Origin of the sequence: Moryella indoligenes (assembly GCF_030812885.1) — a bacterium.
GTDB lineage: Bacteria > Bacillota > Clostridia > Lachnospirales > Lachnospiraceae > Moryella > Moryella indoligenes.
Map to the genome: position 1 here is coordinate 237,804 of NZ_JAUSTO010000003.1, position 18,561 is coordinate 256,364.

The 18,561-nt window shown below is 56.6% G+C and carries 8 protein-coding genes; 3 read left to right on the forward strand and 5 right to left on the reverse strand.

Going from position 1 to position 18,561, the window contains the following annotated elements; translation table 11 throughout:
• Positions 1 to 64 precede the first annotated feature (64 nt).
• The 3 genes from J2S20_RS03795 to J2S20_RS03805 all read right to left on the reverse strand — a co-directional run bounded on the left by J2S20_RS03795 (position 65) and on the right by J2S20_RS03805 (position 9,243).
• Entirely contained in the window at positions 65 to 6,466 is a 6,402-nt protein-coding gene (locus J2S20_RS03795) for a caspase family protein (RefSeq protein WP_307253337.1), read from the reverse strand.
• Between the two features lie 532 nt (positions 6,467 to 6,998).
• Positions 6,999 to 8,261, reverse strand: coding sequence for a diaminopimelate decarboxylase (locus J2S20_RS03800; RefSeq protein ID WP_307253339.1), 1,263 nt, complete (start codon positions 8,259 to 8,261; stop codon positions 6,999 to 7,001).
• A gap of 130 nt (positions 8,262 to 8,391) precedes the next feature.
• Positions 8,392 to 9,243: a hypothetical protein gene (locus J2S20_RS03805; RefSeq protein WP_307253341.1), complete on the reverse strand. Its 852-nt coding sequence runs from the start codon at positions 9,241 to 9,243 to the stop codon at positions 8,392 to 8,394.
• Between the two features lie 210 nt (positions 9,244 to 9,453).
• Between J2S20_RS03805 and J2S20_RS03810 the strand changes: the two genes are divergently transcribed.
• A complete protein-coding gene (locus J2S20_RS03810; protein WP_307253342.1) occupies positions 9,454 to 13,725 on the forward strand; it encodes a 2-hydroxyacyl-CoA dehydratase in 4,272 nt (1,423 codons plus the stop codon).
• Positions 13,726 to 13,746: 21 nt separating this feature from the next.
• Positions 13,747 to 14,412 carry a YoaK family protein gene (locus J2S20_RS03815; protein ID WP_211292144.1) on the forward strand — a complete coding sequence of 222 codons (666 nt, stop codon included), beginning with the start codon at positions 13,747 to 13,749 and terminating at the stop codon, positions 14,410 to 14,412.
• 16 nt (positions 14,413 to 14,428) lie between these two features.
• Here J2S20_RS03815 and J2S20_RS03820 read toward each other — a convergent pair whose 3' ends face one another.
• The gene (locus J2S20_RS03820; RefSeq protein WP_307253344.1) at positions 14,429 to 15,874 is read right to left on the reverse strand and encodes an APC family permease; all 1,446 of its coding nucleotides are present in this window, start codon (positions 15,872 to 15,874) and stop codon (positions 14,429 to 14,431) included.
• A 215-nt stretch (positions 15,875 to 16,089) separates the two neighbouring features.
• Between J2S20_RS03820 and J2S20_RS03825 the strand changes: the two genes are divergently transcribed.
• On the forward strand, positions 16,090 to 16,746 hold the full coding sequence (locus J2S20_RS03825; protein ID WP_106611505.1) for a GntR family transcriptional regulator: 657 nt from the start codon (positions 16,090 to 16,092) through the stop codon (positions 16,744 to 16,746).
• Between the two features lie 21 nt (positions 16,747 to 16,767).
• On the opposite strand, the gene J2S20_RS03830 is transcribed toward J2S20_RS03825, so the two are convergent.
• A complete protein-coding gene (locus tag J2S20_RS03830; protein ID WP_307253347.1) occupies positions 16,768 to 18,084 on the reverse strand; it encodes a bifunctional folylpolyglutamate synthase/dihydrofolate synthase in 1,317 nt (438 codons plus the stop codon).
• Positions 18,085 to 18,561 lie beyond the last annotated feature (477 nt).

Genomic DNA, 18,561 nt, shown 5'->3' on the forward strand with positions numbered 1-18,561 from the left:
CTTTCGTAAATCACAGTGTTGTTTTCTTTATTCTCATCGCTTTTATCAGTGAACCGCCGGCAGACTACTCCGCAGTCTTATCCGTCTGCACGCTTTCTCCGGAGAGGCTCTGTAAGGCAGCTCCGGGCTCCGGCGCTTCGTCGTCTTCCCCTTCGGCTTCGTCCTGCGCTTCTGTTGCGGACACGGCTTCCGTTTCGCGCAGATCCTCCCGATCAGTCTTAGCCTTTGTCTCAGGCTTCTCCTTCGTCTCTGCTTCTGCACTCTCTTCTGAGCTTATCTTCTCCTCAGGATCAGCCTTTGACTCCTTGTTTCCCGCGTGCTCCTCCTTTTTGTCCTCCTCGTCTGCATCATCGGGAATCAGCGGTGCATCGAGACCATCTTCCTGTGCGTGCAGCCCGGGCACAGACCTGCCATCCGGCTCAACGATAACAGGCGGAATGACGATGGGCCCAGAGCCGCCGCCCTCATCCTCCGGCTCAAGCTCGTAGCTCACATGCAGCTGGGTCTTGTCCGCGGGGATCAGGATGAGCTTATAGCCGTAGCCCAGACTCTCCTTCTCAGATTTCTTCGGCTTATTGGGTACCCCGGAGATCACCACGGTGCTGCCTGAATAAATTCCGGTCTTCTCCTCGTCGATGACTCCGTCAAAGTCTGTTCTGTTCTTCCACGCCGCCATAATCTCACTGAGCTTCGTATTCGTGTTCAGCTTCAGCTCTCCGCTCCTGATTCTTCCGTTCTCCACACTGAGCGCGTCGCCAAAATCAGGCGTCAGCTCTGCAAGCTTATTCTCCGGCTTCGGCGGCTCCTCCGCCTCAAGCTCTATTGTGTATATCTTATTTTTGCCGAAGAAGTCTCTCACGATAAATCTGTCGCCCTCCTCCAGCAGCTCTCTCTCCGCCTTGGCCCTGCCGAAGGGAGGATTGGTGCCCTTTCTGTACACGCCGCTCATCGGATCCGAGAGATCGATATGGTTCTGTGCGAGCCAGTCCTTCAGCTCCTTCACCGTCGTCTCAGTGCTCAGTTTTCTGCTGCCGCTTGAAAGCACGCCGTCTCTCAGCGTGTACTCGGACTCTATCGTCTCCCCTCCGCCTGAGAGCACGGTGATGGTATAGCGCTGCTTCCTGCTGCCGTTCTTCGAGGTGACGAGCAGCTGGTCCAGATGCTCCACCATGACATCCGCGGCATATTGCTTCACGACGCCGCTGCTGTCCAGAAGCTTGAAGTTCTGTCCGCCCTTCCTGTTGATATTTCGCACAGTCTTCATAAATACATCCATCTTCATGGGCTGATCCAGAGTGATCGCATAGATGCCCTTCTCCTCGTCCGCGGTGACCCGGATCTTACTGTTGCCCTCGATCACTACGCTGCTGTCCGCGCTGTTCTCGATGTGCTGCTCCACCACGACAGGATAGCGGGAGCGCTTTCCGTTCTCCGCGACCACCCTCAGGTAGGTATCGAGCTTTCGCAGCGGCTCCTCGTTCGCATAGGCCGTTCCATTTGCGCCCTCCAGCGTGAGCGCCTGCCCGGTATGGGATTTCTCAATATGCTCCATGAACTGAGCGGCTGTCATCCTCGTGTCGATCTTTACGAGACCGCTCCTGATCGTGCCCAGCTGCTCTCCCTCCGGCGTTATGCGCCCCTCAAAGATGTAGGCGCTGTTTCTGATCCTGATCAGCGTGGAGGAATTCAGCTCCTTCTCATCCACCTCGGCAAGGAGCGTAAAATCGTCGTTCTGCGGGAATACCTGAATGTGAGAGGTACTCTCCACATTGTCCATGAGATAGCTGTACATCTCGCCAAGGCTTATCTTTCCGTCATGATCCTCATCCGCAGGTCGCTGCCCGTTTTCGTAACCCGCGCCTCTCACAAACTCCAGCGTGAACTTTCCGGCAGCTGTCTTCTTGCTTTCGTAGCTATACTCATTGGCCGAGCTCGCCACCAGCACCTTGTAGTCATTGTCAGTGAGGTAGTTCCGTGTTCCGTTGCTGCTCTCGATCCCCGCAGCACCGCGCGTGCCGCTCTCGAATACCTCGGACACCGAATTGATGAATTCCTCAGAGCTGCTCTGTATGCTCCTGCCCGGCGTCGCACCCGACATGGAATCCACAAACTCCTTTCCGATAAACCCTCCGGCGTTGCAGCAGTCCAGTATGATCACCTTGGTGCCCGCCACCTTGTCCAGAGCTTCCTTCAGCTCGTCGACGCTGATCCAGCTTGCGGCGGCCTCCTCCTCGCTCCCGCTCCCCAGTGTCTTGTCCACTGTGCAGATATAGGAGCTGTGATTGCTCTTCACATTGTAGCCGTGACCGCTGTAGTACAGATAAGACACGTCCTCGTCCGTGCTGTTTGCGAAGGTCCTTGCAATGCTCTCCAGAAATTCCCGCTTCTTGAGGTTCTTCTCCGTCCTCACTGCGGCGAATCTCTCCCCGCCAAAGCTAGCCTGCCTGAAAAGAGCACTCATCATGCGGATATCATTCTCCGGCCCCTTGAGATTCATCTTGGGCTCTCCGTAGTTCTGATTGCCGATCAGCAGAGCCCGGTACTGCACGCCGTCCTGCAGGCGGATGCCGTATCTCTGCTCCCTCGCATCCTTTGAGAGTATCAGCGTCATGTCGCTTCTCAGCGTGCTGTCCTTCACCGGCTCATACTCATCGCTGCCGCTGCCCGCGACCACCTTCACAGTCACGCCGTCCTCCGGGACGATCGCCGCCAGCAGCCGCTCTATCGTGGGATGAGAGGCTGACTTCACGATGATGAAGCCGCTTCCGAGCTCTGCAATCAGAGTCTCATCAAAGCTCCTGTACAGCTTATCGCTCTGCGCCGCCTCAAAATCAAGGGTGTACTCCGCAGACTTCACGCCATTTTCCGCAATGACCTTCAGCCTGTCGCCCGCCTTTACGCTGTCAAAGCTCCGGAGCGGCTTTCCATCTCTCAGGAGCAGCAGCCGCTGCCTCGGATTGTGCTTTATGATGTTTTTCAGCACACCCGCGACGATCAGTCCCTTCGTGTCAAAGCTCTCATGGAATTTTAATTTCTCCCCCTCGAGCAGCAGAGTGTTCTCCCTGAAGGAGAGCTCGACACTGTCGCTGAGCGCCTTCTCCTTCAGCTTCACATGCAAGGCGATCTTCTGGCTTCTGACATCCACGCCCGCATTCGCATCAAAGTACGTAAAGGTAAAGGCCTTGATACCTCTCTCGGTGGAGCTGTCCCTGCGGGGCTCTATCCTGTCCAGATATTCCTTGGTAAAGGTAATGGTATCTCTCTCATCGTCGATGATGAGGTACTTCGGATTGAACACCTCTCTCAGGTACTTGCCGTTCTGATCCCGCAGCACGATGAGCTCGGAGTCCTCGCTGTCGTCGCGCTGCACGGGGAAGGGCTCGACCGTCATGTTGAGCTGGCCCTCGCTGTCCTTAAGCTGCGTGCGCGAAGCCGGTACTCCGTTTCCTCTGGAATCCGTCACATTCTTTACACTCAGGGTGATCCCGCCCGCAGGGGCGTTCCCCTGCGTGAAGGTCATCCCCTTCTCAAACACAAAATCAACGCCGCTCCGGTCGATCACCTCGAACTCCACACTATCCTTCGCTTCATAGATGTGGTTTTCAGCGTCATTTATCACGAGCTCATAGCTGTGATGCATGCCGAAATTCGCATTCCGATCGGGTACGCTCTCATACCTTGTAGCATAGAGATAGTTCAGCAGCTCTGTGGAAAGAGTCACTGTATCCGTGGCATCGTCCACGCTGAGCAGGCGCTTGTCCTGCGGCAGTCCGGAGATCAGAAAATCCACATTGCCTGCGAGCTTTGTACGGGATGCATCCACAAGCTCTCCCTTATTGTTCTTAAGACCGCTGACTTTGACCTGTATCGGCGCCTCCGCGTTCATATGTGTAAAGCGCTTGCCGGAATATTCAAACTGCGCTCCCGACATATTGGAAATCTCTATCAGTATCAGCTGACTCGACAGCTCGCTCAGATGATTCGCCGCAGAGCTGATGCGGATGCTGAGCTTCTGATTGGAGCTGAGCCGGTTGATGACTTCCTTATGAACATAGAGCACACCGCCGGCATAGTGGTAGTCCGTCTGACCCAAGGGCTGCTTCCCAAGCGTCACCCTGAGATCCAGCGCCGGATTGTTCAGCACTTCGCCGTCATCATTTCTGATATCCGAGATCCGCACCGCGTAGTCGCCCGTGGCTGCTCCTCTCGGAATGGGCGAGGTGTCCAGCGGCGTGAACAGAGCGGAATTCTTCACTCTGGAGGCATTGATCTCCGTGCTGCCCCCGACCTTTGCCTCCAGCTTCACAAAGCCGTTCGGCAGATCGACCCTGAGATTTCCCTTAATCACAAGTGTGCTCGGGAGGGTCACGATGCCGGAGGCCTGCCCCGTGATGTAGAGATCCTTCACTGTGATCTCCTCCGTGGGCGCGCTCGCATCATGTCCGTAGACGACGTCTCCATTCTCGTCCTTTACGATGACAACAGAGTGATTTTTGATCGCCGGACTTCCCGCCTGATTGATTTTCTGTGCGGTATCGATGTAGCGATCCCTCTGCCCGATAATCACCGGCTGGGAGTCCACCACGCCCTGATTTCTGTCGTTCTCCTCCTTCGTGGCAATGTGATTGTCCGCCTTCAGTCTGTTCACCAGCTGCGCGGTGCTGGAGTGCCAGCTGCCATTGACCTTTGAGCCCTTCTGCGTGCCGTCGTAATAGTTGATGGTGATGCCGGACTCTCCTGAGTTTACGGGGCCCAGAGGACCGAAGCCTCCGTCTGTATAGCCGGTGTTTTCATTCAGTCCATAGTTTCTGATCTCATTTCCGGACAGGATCAGACTGTGCTCCAGCGGATACTCAAGTGAAACGGCATCCACCTTCACCGCGTCCTCACCGATATTCCGGAAGCTGTTTCCCGTAATGCTGAGAGCCTCCCTCTCGGAGGTGTATAGCATAACTCCGGTGGAGTACACATCCTGAAACAGATTTTCCTCCACAGTGATTCTGGAATACTTGTCCTTATTTGCGGAGCCGCTCAGGCGCGCCTGGCAGTCTATCATGCCGTGCGCATTCTGTGAGCCTGCGCTGTTCTTGATATTTCGCCCCGAGAAGCGGTTTTTGCTGATGCGGAGCTCTCCCGCCAGGGAGTATATGCCTATGGCCCTGTAGAGCTGTGTCTCCGCATCGTCGCTCTGAAAGCGGAAGCTGTTGTGGTCGACCAGCAGGGAGAAATCGTTCGAGCCGGACTTTATGCTCAGCATAGAACCGTTGCTTCCCTGCGCCGCGGCGGAGTGGTCCGAGACAAAGTTGATGCCGGCGACCTCCTTCGTGGATTCCAGCGCCACAAGATTTCCATTAAACGAATTCCCGCTGAGCCCGAGCAGATACCTAGAGCTGAGCTTCTCAGGAATGCGGAGCTCTCCGGCGATGAGGACCAGCTCCGTGTCCGCACCGGAGTTCGGCAGTCTGTTGTCCGGTGCGGCGCACAGCAGATTTCCGCTGCTCTGATCCGCGTAGTAAATCTGACTGCCCGCAGCGGCGATGAGCTCTCCCAGTGCAGCGCTGTCCCCGTCAATGACGGCTCCCCCGTCGCCGAGCAGTGCGTTGTTCAGATCCACCACGAGCACCTGTGCATCCAGCTCAAGGAAATATACCTTTGCCCTCTGCGCATCATCCGTGAGCCTCTGGTATACCTTCTCCTGTATGGCCGCGAGGTTTTCTCCTCCGGTCTTTCTGATCGCGAGAATATTGGAGCCCTCGTAGTCGCTTACTGTGACAAAGCCCGCCAGCTTCTCCTTATCCTGCTCACTGCCCGGCTGTTCCGGCTCCGGAACAGGCTTCTTATCGTCCGGAGTCTGCGGCCCATCCGGTTTCTTATCGTCCGGAGTCTGCGGCCCATCCGGTTTCTTATCGTCCGGAGTCTGCGGCCCATCCGGTTTTCTGTCTTTCTGTCTGTCCGACCGGGAGCTCCGCGAGGAGCCGGAATGCCCCGCACTCACGGGCCGGGAGCAAAAGCCCTTCCCCTGCACAAACTGCGGTCTTCCGCTCTCATCTGTCCAGCGCCCGTCTGCATCCACAGAGTACCCGTCAGGAGTCTTCGTTGCGGCAGCCATCGCACCGAGCTCAGCACCTTCCTTTTCGCTGAAATAGTAGCAGTAGCCATCGATCCACTGCCAGCCTGTAAGCATCGCGCCGTTCTGCGTCCCCTCCGAGGGGTTCAGAAAGAACCACTTCTCCCCCGGCTTGATCCAGCCTGTCTGCATCCGTCCGCTGGCGGGATCCAGATAATACCACCTGCTCCCATCCCTCAGCCATCCCCTGGCGGAATTTCCGTCCGGCATAGAAAAGCTCCATGCGCCGTTCTGTCTGCGCCAGCCCGTCTGCGCATAAGCAGGAACAGGGGTACTGACCGCACAGCACATCAGCGCCAGTGCAAATGCTCCTATTCTCTTTCTCAGTCTCCTTTTCATCCTTTCCCCTGCGGCATGTTCCCGTAGAAACGCACCACATACTCCTTCCCCTTTCAGCTTTTTATTTTAGTTAGCCAAGGCTAACATTAACAGGCGTATTATACCCTGACAGCTGAAAAGAAGCAATATCTTTTATTCTCACAGAGCTGTCGCCCGGGATGAAGCAGAAGACGCGCCTCACCGCTTCTGTCGCTTTCCTAAGATTTTCCTAAGACTTCATTCAAATAATATTCACCCATTTCTTACAGACAGCTGTTATACTTAGGTCACAAACATAAAGCGATTTACGATCTCCTTAAAACTTTTTGAAACCCATCCCTGAACAAAAGACCTCCGGTTCTCCCCCGGAGGTCTTTCCCTGTCCTATTCTATTGTCCCATCTCGCCGTCACCCGGCGGAGCGCCGCTCTCCGAATGCCCTGCCGCTGCCGACCGTGCCGCACGGTACCCTCTCCTCACAAAGACAGAAGCCCGCCGCTCCGGCTGCCCTCCGTCTGTCAGGCAGGACGAAGACTCCGTCTCCCAGCGCGCGCTCATTTTATTGGAAGGCCCGGAAAATCCAGGGTGGCAAAGTAGTCCGACGGCGTCTCCGCCCGGCGAATCTGCTGCACAGAGCCGTCTGTCTTCAGAAGCAGCTCCGCGCTCCGCAGCTTCCCATTGTAGTTATAACCCATAGAAAAGCCATGTGCTCCGGTATCATGAATATAGAGATAGTCCCCCGGCTCAATCTCCGGCAGCATGCGATCTACTGCGAACTTGTCATTGTTCTCGCAGAGTGAACCGACAATATCGTAGCGGTGATCGCAGGCCATATGCTCCTTTCCCAGCACTGTGATGTGGTGATAGGCTCCATACATCGCCGGGCGCATCAGGTTGCAGGCGCAGGCATCTGTCCCGATATATTCCTTATAGATATGCTTTTCATGGACGGCCCGCGTGACCAGCGCGCCATAGGGTCCCATCATAAAACGGCCCATCTCTGTGTACAGGGCGACATCTCCCATACCGGCTGGAACCAGCAGCTCCTCATAGACCCTGCGAACCCCCGCGGCAATCGCAAAGATATCATTCGGCTCCTGCTCCGGCCGATAGGGTATCCCGACTCCGCCGGAGAGATTGATAAAGCGTATATCCGCACCCGTCTCCCGCTTAAGCCGCACTGCCTCGCGGAATAAAATACCGGCAAGCTTCGGGTAGTACTCCGTTGTGACTGTATTGCTTGCAAGAAAAGCATGCAGACCGAAATGCTTCACGCCCTTCTGCTGCATGAGCCGGAATGCCTCCGTGATCTGCTCCGGCGTCATGCCATACTTGGAATCGCCCGGATTGTCCATAATGCCATTCGAGAGCTCAAACATCCCGCCCGGATTGTAGCGGCAGCTCATGGTCTCCGGCAGTCTCCCGAGCACCTGCTCCACGCAGCGAATATGCGTAAAGTCGTCGAGGTTAATGATGGCTCCGAGCCTGTCTGCACAGGCAAATTCCTCCGGCGGCGTGTCGTTTGAAGAGAACATGATATCCCGCCCCCGGAAGCCGCAGGCCTCGCTCAGCATGAGCTCCGTCTCTGAGGAGCAGTCCACGCCGCAGCCGTGCTCCTTCAGTATATTCATGAGATAAGGATTTGGCGTCGCCTTCACTGCAAAATACTCGCGAAAGCCTGGATTCCAAGCGAAGGCTTCCTGCACCCGCATGGCATTTTCTCTGATGCCTCTCTCGTCGTAGATGTGCCAGGGCGTCGGATACTGTGCCGCGATGCGCTCCGCCTGTTCCCGCGTAAGAAATGCTCTCTTCTCCATCTGTATTCCTTCCTGTCATGGGACGCAGCAATGTCCGGATCACACCCTTCTGCCTGTCCTGATTCTGAGTGATGCCTGTGTTCCTTTCGGTTCGCATAGTGCTCCGGCAATCTCCCGTCTCACAAAGTTCTCACTCCACGTGCTTGTGCGTGTAGAGGTGCTCTGAGCAGTACTCGTAATCTCCGTTGCACTTTGAGCAGTAGCGGAACTCCAGCTCCGGCGCATCGAGCTCCGTCCGCCCACAGACTGCACAGCGGTGCCGCGTCTCCTTCCCGGCTCCCGCCGCGCGATCCACGGGTACGATCTTCCTGCCGCTCTCACCCGACATTTTCCGCCGAAACTCCGCCTTTCTCCGTATCTCTGCGGGGGAGAAGCGCCGCAGCGTCCCCGACCATGCAAAGAAGAGCAGCAGGTTCATGAGGCAGAGCACGATCTCCAGCTTCTCCGCCGTGCCTCCCATCAGAAAAGCCCCCGCTGCCATAACAATATAGAAGACGGCCAGATATTTTGCCTTTACCGGAAGCACGAAATAGATGTAGAACTGCATCTCCGGAAAGGTCAGCGCAAAGGCAAGAAAAATCGAGAGATTCAGGTTCGCCGGCGTGAGATATACCGTGTGTCCTGTGATAAAATAGTCTGCGAAGGCCGCTATGATATGGAAGAAAACACCTCCGAACATGAAGATATTGAAGCGGAAGGAGCCCCAGATATTCTCCAGTGTGCTTCCGAGCGAGTAGTACATGAGCAGCAGAAGCAGACCCCATACGAGACTGCTGCTTGGCGGATAGAGGAGAAAGCTCACGAGCCTCCACACCTCCCCGTGCAGGATGCGCTCCGGATCCAGCGCAAGATACTGGTAGTAGAGCGCCGGTCTGGTGACGCTCAGCACAAAGCCTGCGGCGTAGAGCATGGTGAAGTAGCGCATGAGCCCATGCACCGCATAGCGCCCGTATTTCTTCTGAAGCTTCTCAAAAAAATTCATCGCATTCCTCCTAGATAATAAGCATATTATAGGAATGATGCTCCCGCTTTGTCAAACGGATTGACGAAACAGTTCCCGCTTCTGTGTCGATTGATATTTGAGATTCTTTGTGCTAGAATCCTACGTTACAGCTATGCTGCTTCTATGTTACTATAGAATCAGAGCTTATGAACATGATCATTTCCATCTGTGCATTTTGAGGTTATGAATATGATAAATCAACAGTACCGGCTCGGCATCGACATCGGCTCCACAACCGTGAAGATTGCGATCATCGACGAGGCGGGAACGCTTCTATTTTCTGACTATCAGCGTCACTACGCCAATATCCAGGAGACGCTCTCACGCCTCCTCGCAGACGCAGAAACAAAGCTCGGCCCTGTCTCTCTGGTACCGATGATCACAGGCTCCGGCGGCCTGACACTCGCGAAGCACCTGAGGGTGAGCTTTGTGCAGGAGGTCGTCGCGGTCGCCACCGCACTGAAGCACTACGCGCCGCAGACCGATGTCGCGATAGAGCTCGGCGGCGAGGACGCGAAGATCATCTACTTCACCGGCGGTATTGACCAGCGCATGAACGGCATCTGCGCCGGCGGAACAGGCTCCTTTATTGACCAGATGGCCTCCCTTCTTCAGACAGACGCCGCGGGACTGAATGCGTACGCGCGCGGCTATAAGGCGATCTACCCCATTGCGGCCCGCTGCGGCGTGTTTGCAAAGACAGATATTCAACCACTCATCAATGAGGGGGCCACACGGGAGGATCTCGCCGCATCCATCTTCCAGGCAGTCGTGAACCAGACCATCTCGGGTCTCGCCTGCGGGAAGCCGATCCGCGGCCACGTCGCCTTTCTCGGTGGCCCGCTCCACTTTCTGCCCGAGCTGAAGAACGCCTTTATCCGCACCCTGCGTCTCACGGACGAGTATATCATTGCGCCTGAGAATTCCCATCTCTTTGCGGCGCTCGGCTCTGCCATGAACGCGGAGGCAGAGGCCGCCGTCCCCATCTCCTCGCTGATCTCTGTCCTGACGAAGGGCGTCTCCATGGATCACGAGGTGCAGCGCCTCTCTCCCCTCTTTGCGGATGAAGAGGACTATCGGCGCTTCCACAGACGCCATGCGGGACACTCCGTGAAGTCCGCAGACTTCGCATCCTACACCGGCAACATCTTCCTCGGTATCGACGCGGGCTCCACCACGACAAAGATCGCGCTGATCGGCAGCGAGGGCGAGCTTCTGTATAAATTTTACGCGGGTAATGAGGGCTCCCCGCTGGCGACCGCCATCCGCGCAGTGAAGGAAATCAAGGCGCAGATGAATCCTGCCGCCAAAATTGTCTATTCCTGCTCCACCGGCTACGGCGAAGCACTCTTAAAGTCCGCCTTCATGCTGGATGAGGGAGAGGTTGAGACCATCTCCCACTACTACGCCGCCGCCTTCTTCGAGCCGGAGGTGGACTGCATCCTGGATATCGGCGGTCAGGACATGAAGTGCATACGCATCAAGGATCACACTGTGGACTCCGTGCAGCTGAACGAGGCCTGCTCCTCCGGCTGCGGCTCCTTCATCGAGACCTTCGCCAAATCGCTCGGCTACTCCGTGCAGGACTTCGCAAAGGAGGCACTGTTTGCAAAAAATCCGGTAGATCTCGGAACGCGCTGCACTGTCTTCATGAATTCAAATGTAAAGCAGGCACAGAAGGAGGGCGCGACTGTCGCAGATATTTCCTCCGGTCTCGCCTACTCCGTGATTAAAAACGCACTCTTCAAGGTGATCAAGATCGCAGACGCAGCAAGTCTCGGAAAGCACATTGTCGTGCAGGGAGGCACCTTCTACAACGACGCCGTGCTGCGCGCCTTTGAGCGCACCGCGGGCTGTGAGTGCATACGCCCGGACATCGCAGGCATCATGGGTGCCTTCGGCGCAGCGCTTATCGCGAGAGAGCGCTGGGAGGGCGCAGAGACCAGCATGCTTCCGCTGGACAGGATCATCTCCCTCGAGTACCGCACCTCCATGACCCGCTGTCAGGGCTGCAACAACCGCTGCGTACTCACCGTAAATCAGTTTGGCGGCGGCCGGCGCTTTGTCTCCGGCAACCGCTGCGAGCGCGGCCTGGGACTTGACCGGAAGAAGAAGGAGGTTCCGAACCTCTTCGACTATAAATTTCACCGTCTCTTCGACATCGAGGCACTCCCGGAAGACGAGGCTCCCCGCGGGACGGTCGGCATTCCCCGCGTCCTGAATATGTACGAGGACTATCCGTTCTGGGCAGTCTTCTTCCGTGAGCTCGGCTTCCACCTGGTGCTCTCTCCTGTTTCATCCCGGCAGATCTACGAGCTCGGCATCGAGAGCATCCCGAGTGAGTCGGAGTGCTATCCCGCAAAGATCGCGCACGGACACGTGACCTGGCTCATCCGGCAGGGCATCCACACCATCTTCTACCCCTGCATTCCCTATGAGCGGAACGAACAGGCGGGCGCGGGCAATCACTACAATTGCCCCATCGTCACCTCCTACGCGGAGAATATCAAGAACAATGTGGAGGAGCTGGAGGAGCAGAATGTGCGCTTCCTGAACCCCTTCATGTCCTTCACAAATGAGAAGATTCTCACGGCGCAGCTTGAAAAGATCATGTGGAAGGAATTTCACGTGGGACCGGCAGAGGTGCGCGCGGCTGCACACGCAGGCTGGCAGGAGCTGCTTCAGGCAAAGGCCGATATCGAAGCCGAGGGAGAGCGCGCCATCGAATGGTGCAGAGAAAACAGGCGACACGGCATCGTGCTGGCGGGCCGCCCCTATCACACGGATCCGGAGATTCACCACGGCATTCCGGACATGATTACGAGCTACGGCCTCGCGGTACTGACGGAGGATTCCGTCTCCCACCTCGGAAAGATTGAGCGCCCGGTCGTGGTCTCCGACCAGTGGATGTACCACTCCCGCCTCTACGCGGCGGCGAGCTACGTGAAGAACTCCGAGTATCTGGATCTCGTGCAGCTGAACTCCTTCGGCTGTGGACTGGATGCCGTCACCACGGATCAGGTATCCGATATCCTGACCGGATCGGACAAGATCTACACCGCCTTAAAGATAGACGAGGTAAATAATCTCGGCGCCGCAAGGATACGCATCCGCTCCCTGATCGCCGCGCTCCGCGTGCGCGACCGGAAGCATTACCAGAGGCACATCCGCTCTGCTGAGTATCACCGCGTGCTCTTCACAAAGGAGATGAAAAAGGAGAATTACACCATACTCTGCCCGCAGATGTCACCGATCCACTTTGAGCTTTTGGCTCCTGCGATCAGTGCCTTCGGCTACAATGTCGTGCTGCTGGACAACGACGACCACAGTGCCGTGGACACCGGACTGAAGTATGTGAACAACGACGCCTGCTTCCCCTCCCTCTGTACCATCGGTCAGGTGATGGAGGCGCTGCTCTCCGGAAAATACGACTTGAACCACACCGCTGTCTTCATGAGTCAGACCGGCGGCGGCTGCCGTGCCTCGAACTACATCGGCTTCATACGGCGCGCGCTGGAGAAAGCAGGCATGGGACAGATTCCCGTGATCTCAGTCAATGTCGGCAATATGGAGAAAAATCCCGGCTTTCGCATCACCATCCCCATGGCAGTAAAGACCATACAGGCGACCATCTACGGCGATGTGATGATGCGCTGTCTGTACGCGACACGCCCCTACGAGCGCGAGCCCGGAAGTGCCGATGCCCTGCACAGAAAATGGAACGCCATCTGCATGAAGGCCGTTGCAAAGCGGGCGCCCGACATGGCGGAGTACCGCCGCATTGTCCGCGCAATCGTAAAGGACTTCGACGAGCTGCCGCGCCGCCCGGTGAGCAAGCCGAAGGTCGGCGTCGTCGGTGAGATACTCGTCAAGTTCTCACCTCTCGCGAACAACCACATCGTAGAGCTCCTGGAGCGGGAGGGTGCAGAGGCGGTGATGCCGGATCTTCTCGACTTCATGTACTACTCCTTCTACAATCTGAACTTCAAGGCGGAGAATCTCGGCTTCTCGAAGCGCGCCGCCTTCCTCTGCAACCTGGGGATCCGGCTCATGGACTGGTTCCGCTCAGATGTCCGCGAGGCACTGCGTGAGTCGAAGCACTTCACCGCCCCCGGCGACATCCGCCACATGGCAGAAATGTCCAGCGAATTTGTATCTCTCGGAAATATGACCGGCGAGGGCTGGTTCCTCACTGGGGAGATGCTGGAGCTCATCGAGAGCGGCACCAAAAATATCGTCTGCACGCAGCCCTTTGGCTGCCTGCCAAACCACATCGTCGGCAAGGGCGTGATTAAGCAGCTGCGCGCCGCCTATCCGAGCGCCAATATCATCGCTGTCGATTATGACCCCGGTGCGTCGGAGGTAAATCAGCTGAACCGCATCAAGCTGATGCTCGCCATGGCACAGAAAAATCTCAGGGAGAGCAGCTGCTGCGCAGGCGGCTGCTGTGAGCCGGAATAAGAAGCAAAACAGGAGTACAGCATGGCAAAGAATAAAAAACAACAGATGTCAGACCGCTTTCTCCTGACTCTGTTTCTGACCCTCAGCGGAGGCTTCCAGGATGCCTACAGCTATATGGTCCGGGACGGGGTCTTCGCCAACGCGCAGACTGGAAATATTGTTCTGCTCGGAACGCACCTCATCTCAGGCAACTTAAGCTGCGCGCCGCGCTACATCCTACCCATTCTCGCCTTCGCTGCAGGCATCATGGCGGCAGAGCAGACAGAGGCCCGATTCAAGCACGCAAAAAGGATCCACTGGCGTCAGGGGATCCTTCTCGCTGAAATATTCATTTTGATCCTGGTCGGGCTCATGCCGCTCCCGCTCAACACACCGGCAAATATCCTGGTCTCCTTCGCCTGCGCCATGCAGGTGCAGAGCTTCCGCAAGGTGAATGGAAAGTCCTATGCCAGCACCATGTGCATCGGAAACCTCCGGAGCGGAACCGCAGCTCTGTCCGCATGGCTCCGTGAGCCCAGTGTGCAGATTCTTGAAAACGTCCTTTATTATTTTGGCGTGATTCTTGTCTTTGCAATCGGAGCAGGCATAGGAGGAAATCTCTCTCCCCTCTTTGGCATCCGGGCCATATGGGTGAGCCCGGCTCTGCTTACCATTGGTGTCGTGCTGATGCACCGACGCGCGCGCTGAGCCAGGCACTCTTGCCTCACTCCAGCATCGCATCCTCCGCACCGTAGCACGCAGGCGGGAGCAGGGAGCCCACGGCCTCGCGTATCGCGCCGCGGCGTTTCACACAGCGCAGGTAGAAGACAAGCCCCATGGCCGTCCACGCACCAAATATCATCCACTCCTCCGCAGACAGCGTGCAGCCGGTATTCGGCAGCAGATAGAGAGCAGCCATGAATCCTGAGAGCAGCACTGCCATGCTGCCCACCAGCCCGGCATGTTTCACCCGATAGGGGCGAGGCATTCCGGGCTCCTTTTTTCTGAGCACCAGAAAGGAGAGAGACACCAGACAATAACAAATGCAGCAACCCAGATTTCCTGCATCCATGACCCAGACCAGCATCTGCCTCCCGACAAGCGGTGCCAGTGAGGAGAGCGTACCGATCAGTAAAATTGCATTCACCGGCGTGCCATGCTTCGGGTGCAGTCTTGCAAACACTTTTGGCAGCATATGGGTCTCTGCGAGTGCATAGATGGCCCGGGAGCCGCCGACCAGGAAGCTGTTCCAGCTGGTCAGTATCCCGCAGAGTCCTCCGACAATCAGAACCTTCGCCATAAAACGGCTCTGGAAGGCCTTTTCCATCGCATCGGCAGTTACCAGTCCGCTGCCTGAAACAGAGGAGGTAATCTCTGCTCCTCCCATGAGATAGCCCACTGCAAAGATAATCAGCACATAGAACAGCACGCCCATGACGATGGAGAGCAGCATAATAAAACCGATCTTTTTTGCCGGGACATCAATCTCCGCTGCTGCCTGCGGTATCACATCAAAACCCATTAAGAAGAAGGGGGTGATAACTGCAACCCGCAGAATATGGTTCAGAGAGGAGCCAAGGCTCTCTCCGGCGAGAAGCTGCCCGGAGAGATTTCCGGCATCTCCGCGGAGCGCTGACGCCGCAATCAGGGCGATGCCCACTCCGCCGATCATAAGAGTCAGCACCGTCTGCAGAGCGGCAGCTGTCTTGGCTCCTCGAATATTTACTGCCGTAATCAGTACAGAGGAGAGCAGTGCAACAGCAAGCCAGCTCGCATAGATGTCAAATCCTGCAACGCTGTAGAGATAGCCTCTCAGAAAGCCCGGAAAGAGGTAGGCGAGTATGGATGGCAGCGCACAGGCCTCAAAGCAGACTACACCGATATAGCCCAGAACAATTGCCCAGGTGCAGACAAAAGAACCGCTCGCCCCGAGCGCCCGGAGACTGAAGACATGCTCTCCGCCGCTCTGCGGCATTGCGGCTGTGAGCTCCGCGTAGCTGAGCCCGACAAAGAAAATCATCACACCGCCCAGCACAAAACCAATCGCCGCGCCGAGCACTCCGCCTCTCTGTATCCACTCACCCGATGAGACCACCCAGCCCCATCCAATCATGGCTCCAAATGCCATAACCAGAATATCCCAGGTATTCAATTCCTTCTTTAACTTCATTTTTTCATGACTCAAGGGTCACTTCCTTTCAGTCTTCCTTCAAGTGACTATTTTATTATATATTAATATGGTCACTTTGTCAAAGGTACGCCTTCTCCCGCCTGCATGGACTCTGCACCTGCTTTTTGATATCATAGACAAAAAAGGGCGGATATCCGTATCTGCATCAAAGGCATACCGCCACAGACACAACTCATAAAAGCGAGGAAATCCCCATGAAAACAAAGGATACATCTGTCCGCTATGAATCAAAATATCAGCAGATTGCAGTGGAAATCGCGCAGAGAATCGTCGATGGCCGCTATCAGCCCGGCGAACGCCTGAACGCGCGCTCTACGCTTGCGGGCAATTTCAACGTCTCCCCGGAGACGGCAAGAAAGGCAGTCAACATACTCGAGGATCTGAATATCATGGAGGCGCGCCACGGAAGCGGCAGCTATGTCTCCTCCGTTGAAAAGGCGGCGGCCTTTCTGAATCGCTACAACAGCGTACACACAATTCAGGAGACACGGGAGGAGCTTCTTGGCAGCATCGCCAGGCAGCGGGAGGAGCTGGAGCACTTCTCCTCTCTTCTCGATAAGCTTGTGGTTCAGACCAACCGCGCGCACAATGTCGCCGCGCTGGTGCCCTATGAGCTCCCCATCCCTGAAACCTGCGATAAGATCGGAAAGACCATAGGAGAAATGAATCTCTGGCATATGACCGGCGCCACTGTCGTCGCCATACAAAGAAAGGGAGAGACGATCGTCTCTCCCGGGCCCTACGTCACCTTCCGTAAGGATGATATTTTATATTTTGTCGGAGGCGAGGCTGCGAAGCAGCGCATGATCAGCTATCTCTTTGAGTCCTCCGGGGATGCCCCCGAACCCTGAGAAAGAACAGACTGCAAAATATCACAGGAAAGCGTGATCTGCACGAAGCTCCTCCGATACCTCCCGCACTGCCTGCTCCGCCTCTCCCAGAACGGAGAGCGAGCCAAAGATCACAATGACCGCATCCGGTGCGACTCTCACAAGAAGTCTCTGTACTGCCTCCCGGATGGAGACAGCGCTCTCCACGGAAGGCTGAACCTCCGCAATCGCCTCGCGCAGCTCCTCTGCCGGGAGCGCACGCGGATTTCCGGGCGTCTCCACTGCAATAATATGCCTCGCAAGCGGCGCGGTCAGTGCGATGATATCCCGGTACTCCTTGTCCTTAAAGACAGCCATGATGTAATAGAGCTCCCGCCCTGAAAAATACAGCTCCAGAGAGCGCCTCAGCTCGACTGCCGCAGCTTCATTGTGCGCTCCGTCCAGAATGACTGTCGGCCGTGCGAGGATCTGCGTGAAGCGGCCGCGCCACACAGCTTCATACATTCCCTTCAACGCCTGTGCGTCCGTTATTTCATAGCCGAGTGCGCGCAGCGCCTCGATCCCTTCCAGCGCAAGCGCCGCATTCTTAAACTGATACGCCCCCGCGAGCTGTATGCGCACATTCTTCCACTGCTTATAATCAAAGCTCTGCGCGCCGAGCGCACTGTCCCGCCTCCGGAGACTCGCAGACTCCACCACCTGAAGTGCGCTGTGCTGCGCCGCTGCGATCTCCCGGATTACCACTTCCGCCTCCGGCTCCTGTGCCGCAGAAACAACCCTCGTTCCCGGTTTTATAATACCTGCCTTCTGCCGCGCGATCTCCCCAAGTGTGCTGCCCAGAAAGTCCATATGATCGAGACTTATGGAAACCAACACCTCCAGAACAGTGGTCTTTATGATATTGGTCGCATCAAGAAGGCCGCCCATGCCTGCCTCCAGCACGACGAGCTCACAGCCCTGCTCCAGAAAGTACAGAAATGCCGCTGCAGTCTCCAGCTCAAAGCAGGTGGGCCCGGTCTGTCCGTCCCGTCGCATGGACTCTCCTGCCTCTGCCGCCGCACTGAGTTGCCTTGCAAAGACCTCCTCAGAGATATACTCTCCATTCACCTGATAGCGCTCCCGGTAGCTGAAAACCGCCGGGGATGTATAGCTGCCTGTCCGGTATCCCGCCTCTTTCAGGACCGCAGCGAGGTAAGCAATCAGCGAGCCCTTGCCGTTTGTCCCCGCGACATGGATAAAGCGCAGCTTGTCCTGCGGATTTCCGAGACGCCGGAGCAGCTCTCCTATGGTCTCCAGCCCCGGCCTGCTGCCGGCCTTTCCCGCCTCTAAAAGATATGCTCTCGCCTCTCTGTAATTCATATGCCAATCTGCCTGTCCCTTCTTTTTCTTACATTTTCCCCATGCCGAACTTAAGCAAGGATATCCGGAGCGCTCCGCACCTTGTGCTCTCACGCTCCTCCCGCATTCCGCACTCCCGTGACGCTTCGCGTCCCTTCGTGCTTCATGCGGGGCGGGTCATAAAGCCTCTGGCTCTCTGGCGGGCAAGCCCCCCGCGCGCCCAGGCTTTTGACCCTGACGTTTACTCTCTTTCAAGTCATGATATCCGGAGCGTTCCGCACCTTGTGCTCTCACGCTCCTCCCGCATTCCGCACTCCCGTGACGCTTCGCGTCCCTTCGTGCTCCATGCGGGGCGGGTCATAAAGCCTCTGGCTCTCTGGCGGGCAAGCCCGCCGCGCGCCCGGGCTTTTGACCCTGACGTTTACTCTCTTTCAAGTCATGATATCCGGAGCGTTCCGCACCTTGTGCTCTCACGCTCCTCCCGCATTCCGCACTCCC

What these genes read in the sequence shown, in the direction of transcription:
- J2S20_RS03820 (WP_307253344.1), bottom strand. Translation starts at nt 15,874, where the DNA reads ATGAAGTTAAAGAAGGAATTGAATACCTGGGATATTCTGGTTATGGCA.
- J2S20_RS03830 (WP_307253347.1), bottom strand. Translation starts at nt 18,084, where the DNA reads ATGAATTACAGAGAGGCGAGAGCATATCTTTTAGAGGCGGGAAAGGCC.
- J2S20_RS03815 (WP_211292144.1), top strand. Translation starts at nt 13,747, where the DNA reads ATGGCAAAGAATAAAAAACAACAGATGTCAGACCGCTTTCTCCTGACT.
- J2S20_RS03795 (WP_307253337.1), bottom strand. Translation starts at nt 6,466, where the DNA reads ATGAAAAGGAGACTGAGAAAGAGAATAGGAGCATTTGCACTGGCGCTG.
- J2S20_RS03805 (WP_307253341.1), bottom strand. Translation starts at nt 9,243, where the DNA reads ATGAATTTTTTTGAGAAGCTTCAGAAGAAATACGGGCGCTATGCGGTG.
- J2S20_RS03810 (WP_307253342.1), top strand. Translation starts at nt 9,454, where the DNA reads ATGATAAATCAACAGTACCGGCTCGGCATCGACATCGGCTCCACAACC.
- J2S20_RS03825 (WP_106611505.1), top strand. Translation starts at nt 16,090, where the DNA reads ATGAAAACAAAGGATACATCTGTCCGCTATGAATCAAAATATCAGCAG.
- J2S20_RS03800 (WP_307253339.1), bottom strand. Translation starts at nt 8,261, where the DNA reads ATGGAGAAGAGAGCATTTCTTACGCGGGAACAGGCGGAGCGCATCGCG.